Source organism: Paenarthrobacter nicotinovorans, assembly GCF_007670255.1.
Lineage (GTDB): Bacteria > Actinomycetota > Actinomycetes > Actinomycetales > Micrococcaceae > Arthrobacter > Arthrobacter nicotinovorans_B.
The window spans coordinates 127,958-140,361 of record NZ_SZVS01000006.1 but is presented as its reverse complement, the minus strand read 5'-3'; the positions used below and the strand labels follow the sequence as shown (position 1 = coordinate 140,361).

Annotated in this window: 11 protein-coding genes; 4 read left to right on the top strand and 7 right to left on the bottom strand. The window is 64.1% G+C overall.

Annotated elements, in window-relative coordinates:
- Positions 1 to 23 precede the first annotated feature (23 nt).
- Positions 24 to 674, top strand: a complete 651-nt coding sequence (locus FDP28_RS11215; protein WP_144661515.1) for a DedA family protein — start codon at positions 24 to 26, stop codon at positions 672 to 674.
- Here the strand turns inward: FDP28_RS11215 and FDP28_RS11210 are convergent.
- From FDP28_RS11210 to FDP28_RS11195, 4 genes are all read right to left on the bottom strand, one after another.
- Complete coding sequence (locus FDP28_RS11210) at positions 671 to 976, bottom strand: hypothetical protein (protein ID WP_144661514.1); 306 nt, start codon at positions 974 to 976, stop codon at positions 671 to 673. The two genes, FDP28_RS11215 and FDP28_RS11210, sit on opposite strands and share 4 nt — an antisense overlap.
- Before the next feature lie 103 nt (positions 977 to 1,079).
- Positions 1,080 to 3,878, bottom strand: a complete 2,799-nt coding sequence (ppc, locus tag FDP28_RS11205) for a phosphoenolpyruvate carboxylase (RefSeq protein WP_144661513.1) — start codon at positions 3,876 to 3,878, stop codon at positions 1,080 to 1,082.
- A gap of 154 nt (positions 3,879 to 4,032) precedes the next feature.
- Positions 4,033 to 4,944 carry an ATP-grasp domain-containing protein gene (locus tag FDP28_RS11200; RefSeq protein WP_260842432.1) on the bottom strand — a complete coding sequence of 304 codons (912 nt, stop codon included), beginning with the start codon at positions 4,942 to 4,944 and terminating at the stop codon, positions 4,033 to 4,035.
- A 23-nt stretch (positions 4,945 to 4,967) separates the two neighbouring features.
- Complete coding sequence (locus tag FDP28_RS11195; protein ID WP_260842431.1) at positions 4,968 to 6,434, bottom strand: sigma-70 family RNA polymerase sigma factor; 1,467 nt, start codon at positions 6,432 to 6,434, stop codon at positions 4,968 to 4,970.
- A gap of 236 nt (positions 6,435 to 6,670) precedes the next feature.
- Here FDP28_RS11195 and FDP28_RS11190 point away from each other — a divergent pair, with 236 nt between their 5' ends.
- Both FDP28_RS11190 and FDP28_RS11185 read left to right on the top strand, forming a co-directional pair.
- Entirely contained in the window at positions 6,671 to 7,435 is a 765-nt protein-coding gene (locus tag FDP28_RS11190) for a hypothetical protein (RefSeq protein ID WP_144661511.1), read from the top strand.
- 219 nt (positions 7,436 to 7,654) lie between these two features.
- A complete protein-coding gene (locus tag FDP28_RS11185; protein WP_144661510.1) occupies positions 7,655 to 8,482 on the top strand; it encodes a DUF1684 domain-containing protein in 828 nt (275 codons plus the stop codon).
- Here the strand turns inward: FDP28_RS11185 and FDP28_RS11180 are convergent.
- Together FDP28_RS11180 and FDP28_RS11175 are read right to left on the bottom strand one after the other, a co-directional pair.
- Positions 8,479 to 9,741 (bottom strand): acyl-CoA dehydrogenase family protein, encoded by a 1,263-nt coding sequence (locus FDP28_RS11180; protein WP_144661649.1) that lies wholly within the window; start codon positions 9,739 to 9,741, stop codon positions 8,479 to 8,481. The two genes, FDP28_RS11185 and FDP28_RS11180, sit on opposite strands and share 4 nt — an antisense overlap.
- On the bottom strand, positions 9,741 to 10,532 hold the full coding sequence (locus tag FDP28_RS11175) for an SDR family NAD(P)-dependent oxidoreductase (RefSeq protein ID WP_144661509.1): 792 nt from the start codon (positions 10,530 to 10,532) through the stop codon (positions 9,741 to 9,743). Before FDP28_RS11175 ends, FDP28_RS11180 begins: the two co-directional genes overlap by 1 nt.
- Positions 10,533 to 10,624: 92 nt before the next feature.
- Here FDP28_RS11175 and FDP28_RS11170 point away from each other — a divergent pair, with 92 nt between their 5' ends.
- Positions 10,625 to 11,773: a glycoside hydrolase family 76 protein gene (locus tag FDP28_RS11170; RefSeq protein ID WP_144661508.1), complete on the top strand. Its 1,149-nt coding sequence runs from the start codon at positions 10,625 to 10,627 to the stop codon at positions 11,771 to 11,773.
- On the opposite strand, the gene FDP28_RS11165 is transcribed toward FDP28_RS11170, so the two are convergent.
- Positions 11,770 to 12,378: a YdeI/OmpD-associated family protein gene (locus FDP28_RS11165; RefSeq protein WP_144661507.1), complete on the bottom strand. Its 609-nt coding sequence runs from the start codon at positions 12,376 to 12,378 to the stop codon at positions 11,770 to 11,772. The two genes, FDP28_RS11170 and FDP28_RS11165, sit on opposite strands and share 4 nt — an antisense overlap.
- Between the last annotated feature and the right edge of the window lie 26 nt (positions 12,379 to 12,404).

Here is a 12,404-nt window from a genome sequence, read left to right as displayed (position 1 = left end):
GGCAAGTGCGGTAATTTGTGCGCATGGACATCACCGCCCCGGAGACCTGGGGATCCGCAATCTACCTGTGGATCGTCCCCATTGTGCTGGGCGATGCCATCTTCCCGCCGATCCCCTCCGAGATGGTGGTCATCACCGGCGGAGCGCTCGCAGCCGACGGGCACGCCAACTTCTGGCTGATCCTTTTCCTCGCCGCGTTCGCTTCCTGGCTCGGCGACATGGCGGTGTTCATGCTGTTCAAGCGGAGGATCAGCCACGTCCTGGACCGCTGGTCGTGGGGCCGCCGCGTTCACCGCGGTATCCATGAAGCGATCGCCAAAGCGGGGCGTTCGTCCACCTACGGCGCCATCATCGGCGCGCGGTTCATCCCGGGCGGCCGGCTGGCGACGTCCGCGGCAGCTGGAATCGCCAACGTCTCCATCCGCGGATTCGGTTTTTGCGCGAGTCTCGGCGGCGTCCTGTGGGCGGTGTGGCAAGTGGGACTGGGCTACTTCACGGGCTCGGCTACCAAGCTCCCCTTCTGGGCCAGCTCGCTCATCGGGGTAGGGGTCGGCTTGGTGATCGGCTTGGTGGTAGGCCTGATCGTCACACGACGCCGCGGGTCCCGCTCCCCGGTGGATGAGCCGTTCGACGCCGACGGGTCCGGCAGCATTGCGCGACCGGAAGAAAGCTAGACCGGCGACCAGCGGCCACGGCTGCGGCGCAGCACGTACAAGCTGCCGGTGACAGCAACACGTTCGACGGCGTCACGCATCATGGCGGCCGAAGTCAGAGCGTCGTCGTTCTCACCTGCGTAGTCCCGGTCATTCACTGTGAAGCGAAGGCTTATCTGGGGAACGCCGCCCACGATGTCCAACTGGTTGGATTCAACATGGTGGCGTGTTTCCAGGGCCTCGATCGCCGCGGCCATGACGGACTCCGGGGCGTTTCCCGGTTTGAGGCCAGTGATCTTCAGCTTGGTTTGGAACGACGGCATCCCACCACCCTAACGCTCTCTCACATCCCACACCCTTAAACGGATCCCTCCCTCACTGGGTGAGGGAGGGATCCGATTTATCCCGTGGGATGTGAGAGAAGGATTAGCCGGTGTTGCGCAGGCCGGCCGCCACACCATTGACGGTGATGAGCATGGCCCGCTGCAGCCGCTCGTCGATCTCGGCGCCGGAGACGGACTCCTCGCGGACACGGCGGAGAAGTTCCACCTGCAGGTAGCTGATCGGGTCCAGGTACTGGTCCCGGATTTCCAAGGAGCGCTTCAGCGTGGGCTGCGCGTCCAGCAACTCGATCTCGCCCGTGAGCCGTTCCACCTCAGCCACCGTGAGCTCATACTCATCACGGATCATGTGGAACAAGCGGTGCAGTTCCTCCGGGACCAGCGAGGAAACGTAGTGCCCTGCGATTTCCATGTCCGTCTTGGCCAGGGTCATCTCCACGTTGGAGATGACCGAGCGGAAGAAGTGCCAGCGGTCCATCATCTCGCTGAGCTGCCCGGTGTCGCCGGCCTCGCGGGCTGCCTTCAAGCCGGAACCAACGCCGAACCAGCCCGGAACGATCTGGCGGGACTGTGTCCAGCCGAAGACCCACGGAATGGCGCGCAGGCCTCCGAGCCCTGCGCCGGAGTCCGGCCGCTTGGACGGGCGCGATCCGATGTTGAGGGAGCCGAGCTGCTCCACCGGGGTGGAGGACAGGAAGTAGGCCGGAAGGTCGGGATCGTCGATGAGCTCGCGGTAACGGGCAAACGCGGCGTCGGAAATGGTCTCCATGACGTTGGCGTAGCGTTCACGCTCGTCTTCGGACGTCCGGGGGGTGCGGTGCAGTGCCGAGCCCTGCATGACCGCGGCCAGTGAAAGCTCAAGGTTTTCGCGGGCAAGGTCGGGCAAGGAGTACTTGTCGGAGATGACCTCACCCTGCTCGGTGAACTTGATTTCCCCTTCGAGGACACCGTTCGGCTGGGCCATGATGGCGTCGTACGTGGGTCCGCCACCACGGCCCACGGAACCACCGCGGCCGTGGAACAAGCGCACTCTAACACCGTGCTTGGCGGCAACATCACGCAGCTTGCGCTGGGTCTTGTGAATCTCCCACTGGCTGGTCATCACACCGGATTCCTTGTTGGAGTCCGAATAACCGAGCATGATTTCCTGGATGTCCCCACGCAGCCGGACCAGTTCGCGGTAGGACGGATCGGACAGCAGCTGGTCCACGATCTCCGCCGAGGCACGCAGTTCTTCCACGGTTTCCAGCAACGGAGCGAAACCGATCTTGGCGTGGGGCTTTGCGCCGAAAAGGTCGATCAGACCGGCCTCGCGGGCCAGCACTGCAGCTGCCAGGACGTCGTCGGCACCACGGGTCATCGAGATGATGTAGGTCTCCACCACATCCGGGCCATAGGTGTGCAGTGCCTGCCGGATGCTGCGGAAGACGTCATAGGTGCCGTCAGCCGTTCCCTCAAGCTTGATCGGGTGGCCGGAAAGCGGCCTGCGTGAGGCGAGTTCAGCGCCAAGGAATTCGAACCGCTCTTGGCGGGTCAAGTCGCCGTAAGGCTTCTCGGTACCCAGCCGGTCCACCAGCTGCCCGACGGCGTCATGGTGGTAGTCGGCATGCTCACGGATGTCGAGGGTGGCCAGGTGGAGGCCGAAAGCGGCGATGGCCCGGCGGACGCGTGCCAGTGCACCGTCGGCCACCAGTCCCGCAGAGTGGTTCCGAAGCGAGGCTTCAAGCAGGCCGAACTCGGCCAGCAGCTCCGGGGTTGTGGAGTAATCCCGACCCGGCTCGTGATGGGTCGAGGCCGCAATACGCCTGCCCGTGTTGATGAGCTTTGCCTTGATGCACGTGAGCTTGAGGCGGTACGGTTCCTGGGCGTTCAGTTCAAGGATGCGCTTGTCCAGGCCCGGCAGGTTCTTCAGGTCCACCTCGATCGAGTCCAGCAGTTCCTGGTCCGCACCGAACAGCGCGGTCGAGTTGGACAGGACAGAAATCAGGTCATCAATCAACGCGATGCCGATGCGGACGGCGTTCTGGTTCTGAAGCTGCAGGATTTCGCGGGTCACTGCCGCCGTGACGTTGGGGTTGCCGTCCCGGTCGCCACCGATCCACGAACCGAAACGGAGCGGAGCGCCTGCGGCGGGGAGCTTCACACCGTGCTCGGCAAGGAGCTCAGCGAGGTCTGTGAGCATCTCCGGCATGGCGTCCGTGAGGATGCTGTTCAGGTAGTAGATCGCGTTGCGGGCCTCATCCACAGGGGTGGGCCGGACCTTGCGCAGTTCGTCGGTCTGCCACATCTGGTCGATGATTTCGGACAGCTGACGGTCCTGGCGGCGACGGGCGGATGTCCCTTCCTCGGTCGGCTGGGCCAGGACATCGGAGAGCTTCCGGATCTTGTCCAGCACCGAACGTCGCGAAGCCTCGGTGGGGTGCGCCGTGAAGATCGGACGGACGTCGAGCTCGTTGACAACGTCCTGCAGGACCTGGGGACCTGCCTGTCCGGCAATTTCGGACACGGCCTTGGCCAGCCAGCCGTCCTTCTCCTGCCGGGTACGCAGCCCGCGCACCCGGTGTACCTGTTCCGCGGCGTTGCTGAGGTGGAAGTAGAACGCAAAGGCGCGCACCAGGTCCGTGGCCTGGTCCAGCGGCAGGGAGGCGAGCAATTCACGTACCTGGGCAACGACGTCGTGCGCGCTCCATGGACCGGTAGCGTCAGCGCCGCCCCGCGCTGCTTCCTTTGATTCCTTGGTCAGCAAGCGGACCTGCTCCACGAGTTCGAGCAGTTCGGGACCGTGCTGCCGTACCAGGGACTCCCCCAACAGGGTGGAAACGCGGCGCACATCGGCGCGCAGTTCTGCAGCAAGGTCGGTGTCTTGATGGGCAGTGTGAACCATGGATACATACCTTCGGGGAGAGGTTTGGCCCGTACACTGCGCTGGATACTGTGAGCCGGATTACTGTTTTTCTCTACGGGATCTTACCCGGACCCAACCCCAGCAAAGAATGCGTCTCAAAATTTGGCACCGCCTGTTGCGTCCGCTCGTAAAGTCATACTGCTCCGCCCATCACCTGACCGGCAGCGTATCGCTTCATGGCGTGGCGCAGGAGTTCGGGCGCATGCGCGCTGTTCGGGCCGAACCGTGCATTGACTTCCAGCACAACGGGCGTTCCGTCGGGCATGCGCCGAATATCCATATCGACGGCCCCGGTCAGGCCCAACGCCGCCGCCGCCGCGGCTGCGGTGCCGGCAACGTCAGCTGACGACGGCGGTTCGAGCCTCCTGACCGAGACGGCACTGCCCCAGCGTCCATACTTGAGTTCGGATTTCTCCAGCACCACCACAACGTCGTGTCGACCGCCCTCAAGTCCACTTCGGTACACCATGGGCGCGTATTCGGTTCCCGTTGCAAAGCGTTGGACAAGCCAGGAATCGTCCAGGGTACGCCAGATGCGTTCGGCGTTCCGGCCGCCGTCGGTGTGCCTTTCCAGGACCTGCACTCCCCGCCCACCGCGCGACACGCGCGGTTTCACCACCAGCCATCCGCCCATCCTGGCCATCGCCTCATTCATGGAGCTGAAGTCTCCCGGCAATCCGAAATCAGGCACCGCCACGCCAACGTTGGCCAAGCACTTCATGGTGAGGTATTTGTCGCTCGCAATGGACACCGGCGCAGGTTCTGCAATCAGTATCTCCGCGCCTGGCGCGAAGTCCTTCCGGGCCGCAGCCGCGGCCACCAACTCCTCGCTGAGGGTCGGAATGACGACGTCGACGCCGTGGGCGGCCACGAGTCCGCGCAGTTCCCACAAGTAGCCGGGTGTGTCCACCGGCGAAACCACGGCCACCGCATCGGCTGCCGAACCATGGACCGGCCGCATATCGACCCCCAGGACCCAGTGTCCAAGATCCCTGAGTTGACGTGACAGCGAAAGCCCTGTGGACCCACCGACACCTGTCACCATTACCCGTACCATCGAAGCTCCCATCAGTATTTGCAGACAAAGTTGGCGGTGGTGAGGCCTGTGCCACTGAGGGAGTAGCTAAGCAGGCCGCCGGCATTGGGATCTTTAGGTACGGATTCCAGATGAAAATGCAGGTCACTTCTCTGGACCAGATCCGTTACGCAGGACACCGCGCTGGAATTTATCGCCGAGCACGACCAGCCAGCCGGAGCCGCCACCGGCTGGGCTCCGATCAGGACATCGTTATCCAGCGCCAGGACAACCTTTCCGCTCCCCAAGGGTTCGGTTCCCGAGGCGGTGAAAGTGATGTCCCAGCTTGAAACGCTGGAAGTCTGCGACCCGTTACGATCCGTCGTGGTGACCCACTTTGCTGAACCGCTGACGGCGGCCAGCGACGTCGAGGGCGGTTTGGTCGGCGCGGTGGTCACGGACGGTGTCGGGACCGGCGCGGGCGTGACCTTCGGCTCCAGCGGGGTAACGGGCACTGGTTTTTCTTCCACGGGCGCAGGCGTAGCAACGATGGACGGCGTGATGCTGCCCGGCGGCGGAGGGGGTGTGGACGGCCATGGACTGGTCTCCGGAGATACGGCACCCGTCTCGACAGCCTGCGGCTCAGGCGGAGGATCGGGAACGATCACGTCTACGATTCCCACGGCACCCAGCACCAATCCGACGGCGGCTGCCGTGGTCAGTGCCATGGCGGCCGGATGCGCCAGCGCGGGGACGGCGAGGAAACCCTTGACCGGCAAAATCCCGCCCAGCACCCCAAGCCCTGCCCCTTTTCCCACCCATGCTGCCAGTGGGAGGCCCGTCACCAAGGGCAGGAGCACCGCGCGCATCGTGCCTTGGACATCATCCAGCTCAGCCAAGGCTGCCGTGCAGTTGGCGCAGCCCTCAAGATGGGTTCTGACCTTGAGCTCAGCACTGCGGGAGAGGCCACCCCGGATGAACGAGCCGAGCTTCGCGGCGAACTCCGCGCAGCTGGCATCAGCCTTTTCGGCGACGTGGAACTGCAGGTACTGTCGCCGCAATCCTTCACGGGCACGTACGGCCAAAGCGGAGACGGCATTGGCCGACAATCCCAGGATCGGAGCAACAGCCGCCGGTTTCATGCGTTCAACGTCCAGGTACCACAGGACAGCCTGCCAGCGCTCGGGCAAAGACCGGAACGCCCGCGCCACTGTGTTGGACTCGAAGGCCTGGACAGCGGCGTCAGGCTCGGCCATGGTTTGGTCCAGCAAAGACTCATCGCCGCTGGGAACCAGCCTGCCGCTCTTACGATTGAGCTGATGCGACAACCTCGTCACTGTCGATAACAGATATGCCCGGAAAAAGGTGTCCGGCCCTTTACCGGCCACCAAGCTCCGGAGCACCGATTGGAAGGCTTCGGCGACGACGTCTTCAGCATCGCTCGGATTGTCCACGTGACGCTTGGCAACGGTAGAGGCAATGGCTACGTGACGCTCATAAAGGTGGTTGAAGGCCGACATATCTCCACTGCGGACCAGCTCAATCAGATGTCCGTCGTCGTGGACCCCACGATTTGATGTATTGCTCGAGCGTGACCCCCGTGACATCTAAGCGCCCCCAAAACGTAATGAACCGTGCCCATATAGATGAAGTGGGGGCCAGCCGGAAGTCGTGACGCGAATTTGTCCACAATCTTTACCAACGTTCTCTTGGACCTGCGTCGTCACGAAACGGCATCGGCGGGCACTGTTCCGATATGACATCGTTCCGGACAAAGCCACTTGCCGAATGCGCCTTTCCGCGGCATCTTTTGCTGCGCCGGTGGCAAACCACCAGCTACCAGGCAGGCTGGAGGTTTCGCTCGGATTGGTTCCAGCCAGAGGTCCGGACAGTGGTGACGTCCCTCGCCACAAGGGCCGTCATTCCGGCAAACACGGCCAAATCCCTGGGCGCTGCGCGGGCCAGGAATGGCGTAGGCATCAGCGAAACCATGATGGATTTCAGGGCCCTCTTCACGGCGGCGAATCAATCCCTGGACGTGGATGCCCTTCAGTCGCTGGCCGAGGGCTGGGCCGAGGCCGCCGAGGCCGCTCCGCCGATTTCCTGCACCGACGTTTATACAGGCCTGGCTACCAAGGCCCATTTCCAACGCCAAATCCACGAGGTCTCGGGGTTGGCCACAGGATGTCAGGGGGCGTATGCGCTGGCTGTCCTCTCGATGCCCGGCCACCGGGGCAGCCACAGCCATTGTTGGACCCAACTGGCGCTCCTCGGAGAGGCAGTGAAAGGACAACTCAAAGGGACCGGGGCAACAGCCATGTACCAGGATTCCGCGATCCATATCCTCTTTCCCGTCAGCGAAGAGAACGTATCGAGGATGGTGCAGTGCAAAGCGGCCCTGGAAGCTGTTGAGGGCGGCTCGCTCACACCAGTCCGGATTGCGTTCTATCCCCTCGCGTCCGATGCTGCGGCGGTGCCCACAGTGAAGGCCCCTGTTGTCTCCTTCTTCGAATCGAACTGACGATTTACCGCGTCATGAAGTGGCCGGAACTGACACTGACTTTTTGATGGACCACTCCCGGGGCTCTCCCGGCGTGCCATCACACGCGGCTCGCGCTGGCATGGGTTGGGGGCCAGCGCGAGCCGTTCCAAGGAGTCGTCCCGCAATGCTTGGGAATGCAGCCCCCTGGTGCATGGTTGAGAGGAGTGCACACAGCGCGCCCTTCAGCCAAGGAGAACCATGAGCTCGCCAACCACAGCAACCGACCCCCTGCTCGCCCGTTGGGAGCGGTTCCGTGAAGGGCGGAATTCAGCCCTGGCCACCGAACACGGCTGGCTGACGTTGACGTCATTCCAGTGGCTCGCCCCGGAGCCATCCACGGTGGAGCTGGCGCCTGGCCTTTGGTCGACGGACGGGACAACGGCTTTCCTGACAGCAAAGGCCGGGGATGGCCTCACGCTGGTTGACACCGGCGAGAAGGTGGACGGCACCATCAGTGCAGCGCTGGAAGATGAAGAGTCGCTGATGTGGGTCCAGTACGGCGGTGCGGACGGCAAGCAGGTCGTGGTGGAACTGGCCATGCGCGCTGACAAGTACGCCATCCGCACCCGTGATGACGCCTCTCCTGTCCTGACGGAGTTCAAGGCCGTGCCCACCTACGATTACAACCCCGGGTGGGTGGTCAACGGCCGCTTTGAGCCCTACGCGGAACCCCAGGATGTCCCCATCGGCACAGCCAACCCTTTGGTGGACGGTGTCCACCGTTCCGTCGGCGAGGTCGTCTTCCATGTCCCGGGTATCGGGCACGAGATCCGGCTCCACGCGGAGGCGGAAAAGCTTGGCGCGCTCAACGTCACTTTCCACGACGAAACCAACGGGGACACAACGGATGAGTGGCGCAAAGTCTTCATCCCCCGTCCCCGGCCCGACGGCTCCGTGGTGATCGATTTCAACCGCGCCATCAACTACCCGAGCGCCTTCACGCCCTACGGCACCTGCCCCATGCCCGTCCGTGGCAACTCGATCGATGTCCGGGTGGAAGCCGGAGAGAAGATCCCCACGGCCTAGGCGATGGCGGACACGCCCGTCACTGCCCGGCCGGCAATCAGTGAGTTGATCTCATACGAGCCCTCGTAGGTGTAGATGGCCTCGGCATCGGCAAAGATCTTGGCCATCCGGTAGTCGCTGACGATCCCGTTCCCGCCGAGGATTGACCGTCCGCGGGCCACGGTGTCGCGCATCCTCGCGCTGCAATAGGCCTTGGCGAGCGCCACCTGGGCCATGTCCGCGCCTCCGTGCCGCACACCGTTGGCGTCCGTGAAGATATCCTCCTGCAGCTGGGCGATGCGAACCATCATCCCCATGCTGGCCACCGCATTTCCGAGCATTTCCACCAGGTTCTGTTGAACGAGTTGGAACCTCGCCAGCGGACGGCCGAACTGCAAACGCTCGACGGCGTACTGCCGGGCGACGTCGAACGCCGCCAGCTGCTGGCCTACAGCCTGCCAGGCGACCATGATGCGCGATCCCCGCAGCAGGTGGTTGGTGTCGGCAAAACTGCTGATACCTGAGAACCGGTCAGCCTCGGCAACGTGCACATCCTGAAAAACAATGTCCGCGTTCTGCACTGTCCGGAGGGCTATCTTGTTCTCGATGCGGCTGCGGGTAATGCCGGGCAAGGACGCATCCACGATGAAGGCCCGCATGGCTCCGTCGGATTCGTCCTTGGCCCACACCAGCATGTAATCGCAGAACGTCCCGTTGCCGATCCAGCGCTTGGCGCCGTTGACCACCCAGTAGTCGCCGCCGTCGGACGCCGGCCTTTCCACCCGGCGGGCGGTGGTTTCCATGCCGCCTGCGACGTCGGAACCGTGGTCCGGTTCGGTGAGCGCGAAGGCGCCTGTGGTGCGGAGGTTCGAGGCGTCGTCGAGGTAGCGGTCCTGCTGGGAGTCGCTGCCGAAGTCGTACAAGGACTCCACGAAGAGATCGTGGTGGACCATGAAGAACGTCGCGATCGAGGTATCCACGCGCGTCATCTCGGCGATCACCAGTCCCGCGAACAGGTGCGTGTACCCGCGTTGGGCAGGGGCACTGAGCCGAAGCGCGGCGAGCTTGGGCAGGATGTGCTCGGGAAATTCCGCCTTCTCCCACCATTGCCCGGCGTAGGGTGCGATCTCGGTGGCCAGGAAGGCCCGGAGTTCGTTGAGTTTCCGCTGTTCCTGGACACTGAGCAGCGATTCGAAATCGAAGAAATCCGCGGTGGGAAGATCGGCTACCGAGGCGGGGACGGAACCGGCCGGGACGGGGGCGCCACTGTAATCGCCCATCATTTGATTCCCATCCGGATGGCACCGTCGAGGCGGATAGTTTCGCCGTTCAACATGGCGTTTTCCACTATGTGGGCGGCCAGGTTGGCGTATTCCGCGGCCCTGCCGAGGCGTGCCGGGTGGGGAACCTGTTGCCCCAGCGAGTCCTGGGCCGCTTGGGGAAGTCCAGCCATCATGGGGGTTTCGAAGATACCCGGCGCGATGGTGGCCACGCGGATCAGCGAGCGCGCCAGCTCACGTGCCAACGGGAGCGTCATGGCAGCTACTGCGCCTTTGGAGGCTGCGTAGGCGGGCTGGCCGATCTGGCCTTCAAAAGCGGCCACGGATGCGGTATTGATGATGACGCCGCGCTCAGGGCCGCCCAAATCCGTGGACACCGGCTCGGTTTCCGCCATGGCAGCAGCGGCAAGGCGGATCACGTTGAAGGTACCGACGAGATTGATCTGGATGACCCTGTTGAAGGTCTCGAGGGGCAGCACGCCGTCGCGCCCAAGAACCTTGCCCGGCGTCGCAATACCGGCACAGTTGACCACGATGCGCAGGGGGCCCAGCGAGGAAGCCGTGTCCACGGCGGACTGGATCTGGGCTTCGTTGGTGACATCAGCCGGGGCGAAGACGGCCTTTCCGCCGACACTCCGGGCGTTCAGTTCTGCCGCATAGGCCTCGCCCGCCGACTGGGGCAGATCCACCAGCACCACCGAGGCCCCGGCGTCGAACAGACGCTTTGCCGTGGCCGCTCCCAAACCCGAGGCGCCGCCAGTAACCAGGGCCACCGTGCCGTTGATGTCCATCCATCCTCCTTGATGCAGAACCAAAATCCGTTAATGCATGTTAACTGGAATTGTGAGCCAGCGCACCCCGGCTCCACCACTAGGCTGGGTTCATGTCCAGCCATGCCGATCCATCAACGAACCCCAGCGAGTGGGCCGCCCGCGCCAATCAGGCAGCCCGATCCGTGACCCGCAGCTTTGGCAGGCGGCTTTTGTTCCTGCCCGGCACCCATATTGGCGCCATCAAAATTCCCGGCAACAGCATCCGGAGCCTGATGGGTCCGTGGCATTACTGGTGGCAGGCGCACTACGTCGACTGCCTGGTGGACGCCGGGCGCCGGGAACTCGCCACAGGCACAAGGTTCGACGGCGACTCCCGCCCGAGCGCGGGACGGCTCGCCTCCCGGCTGGTCACCACCATCCGGCTACGGAATCTGCTGAGGTTCGAGAACCATTTCTACGACGACATGGCATGGTTGGCTCTCTCAACGCTCAGGCTCGAAAAGCTGGCGGAGGCAACCAGGAAGCCGGGCCGACGTCGCAATGCCTATATCCGGAAGCGGTTGACCCTGCAGTTCGACTCAGCTTCCACCGACGACCTCGGCGGCGGCACGTTCTGGAGCACCAAGAGGGACTTCAAGAACACCCCGGCCACCGCCCCTGTAGCGCTTTTCTATGCCCGGACCGGCCACCGCGAACGGGCGCAGGCACTGGTGCAGTGGCTCAACACCAGGCTCCTTCATGCCGAGCGCGGCGTTTACCAGGACGGAATCCGGATCAGGAACGGGGCAACAGTCCTGGAGGACGCCGTGTACACGTACAACCAGGGGCCCGTCCTCGGGGCCTTGCTGGAACTGGGCGGGCAGGACAACCTTGAGCGGGCCGCACGCTTGGTTGATGCCGTCGCCCGCGAGCTGACGGTACCGGGCACGCGCGTGATCCGTGGCGATGGGACCGGCGATGGCGGCCTCTTTACCGGCATCCTGGTCCGCTACCTGGCCCTGGCAGGACGGGACAACCGGCTGCCCGAGCCAACACGGGAAACGGCGCGGAGCATGGTCCTCGCCACGGCGGAGGCCTTCTGGTCAAGCCGCCGTGAAGCTCCCGAACTTGCCCAAGGCACTGCACACGGCAACCCACCCCTGCTCTTCTCCCCCGACCCGCTGCGACCGGCGGCCGAAACCTATCCGGCGGGAACCGGCGTCGAACTTTCCACCCAGCTGCAGGCCTGGATGACCCTCGAAGCCGCCGCCACGCTCTAGCCGGGATCGGCTTGCTTCGGCTGCTTCTTTTGCGGATAAGGGCTCTCGTGGCGGGCCAGCATCTCCACGAAACCGGCGATCTTGCGGGCCCGGGTATCGGCGCGCTTGACCAGATTGGTCCGGTGGATCAAGGCGAAGCGGTTCTGGGACGTGAGGACGTCGAACATGGCCTGCGCCTCGGGAACCGCGGCGATCGCTGCCGCGAGGTCTTCCGGCACCACCGAATCGGCCGGTCCGGCGTAGGCAGCCTCCCAGCGTCCATCGGCTTGTGCGGCCTCGACGGCGGCACGGCCGGCGTCGGTCATCCTGCCCTCGGCTTCAAGCCGGGCAATGAGGCCCACGTTCCGGGCGGACCAGATGCTGCGCCGGCCCCGCGGGGTCATGCGCTGGAAGTAGCTCTCGGCGTCGCGCCTGCGGGTCTGGCCGTCGATCCAGCCAAAGCAGAGGGCTTCGTCCAGGGCGGCGTCGTAGTCCAGTTCCGTGACGTTGCCGCCCTTCTTGTGCAGGACCAGCCACACGCCAGGACTGTCCGCAGCGTGGTCGGCCAGCCATGCGCGCCACTGGGCACCGTCTCTGACGATCAATTCCTCAAGCTCGATGGGCATGGTCCCATTCTGCGGTGGAAGGGGCG

Coding starts and splice junctions, on each gene's coding strand:
- FDP28_RS11170 (WP_144661508.1), top strand. CDS start 10,625: ATGTCCAGCCATGCCGATCCATCAACGAACCCCAGCGAGTGGGCCGCC.
- FDP28_RS11175 (WP_144661509.1), bottom strand. CDS start 10,532: ATGGACATCAACGGCACGGTGGCCCTGGTTACTGGCGGCGCCTCGGGT.
- FDP28_RS11215 (WP_144661515.1), top strand. CDS start 24: ATGGACATCACCGCCCCGGAGACCTGGGGATCCGCAATCTACCTGTGG.
- FDP28_RS11180 (WP_144661649.1), bottom strand. CDS start 9,741: ATGGGCGATTACAGTGGCGCCCCCGTCCCGGCCGGTTCCGTCCCCGCC.
- ppc (WP_144661513.1), bottom strand. CDS start 3,878: ATGGTTCACACTGCCCATCAAGACACCGACCTTGCTGCAGAACTGCGC.
- FDP28_RS11185 (WP_144661510.1), top strand. CDS start 7,655: ATGAGCTCGCCAACCACAGCAACCGACCCCCTGCTCGCCCGTTGGGAG.
- FDP28_RS11200 (WP_260842432.1), bottom strand. CDS start 4,944: ATGGTGACAGGTGTCGGTGGGTCCACAGGGCTTTCGCTGTCACGTCAA.
- FDP28_RS11195 (WP_260842431.1), bottom strand. CDS start 6,434: ATGTCGGCCTTCAACCACCTTTATGAGCGTCACGTAGCCATTGCCTCT.
- FDP28_RS11210 (WP_144661514.1), bottom strand. CDS start 976: ATGCCGTCGTTCCAAACCAAGCTGAAGATCACTGGCCTCAAACCGGGA.
- FDP28_RS11165 (WP_144661507.1), bottom strand. CDS start 12,378: ATGCCCATCGAGCTTGAGGAATTGATCGTCAGAGACGGTGCCCAGTGG.
- FDP28_RS11190 (WP_144661511.1), top strand. CDS start 6,671: ATGACATCGTTCCGGACAAAGCCACTTGCCGAATGCGCCTTTCCGCGG.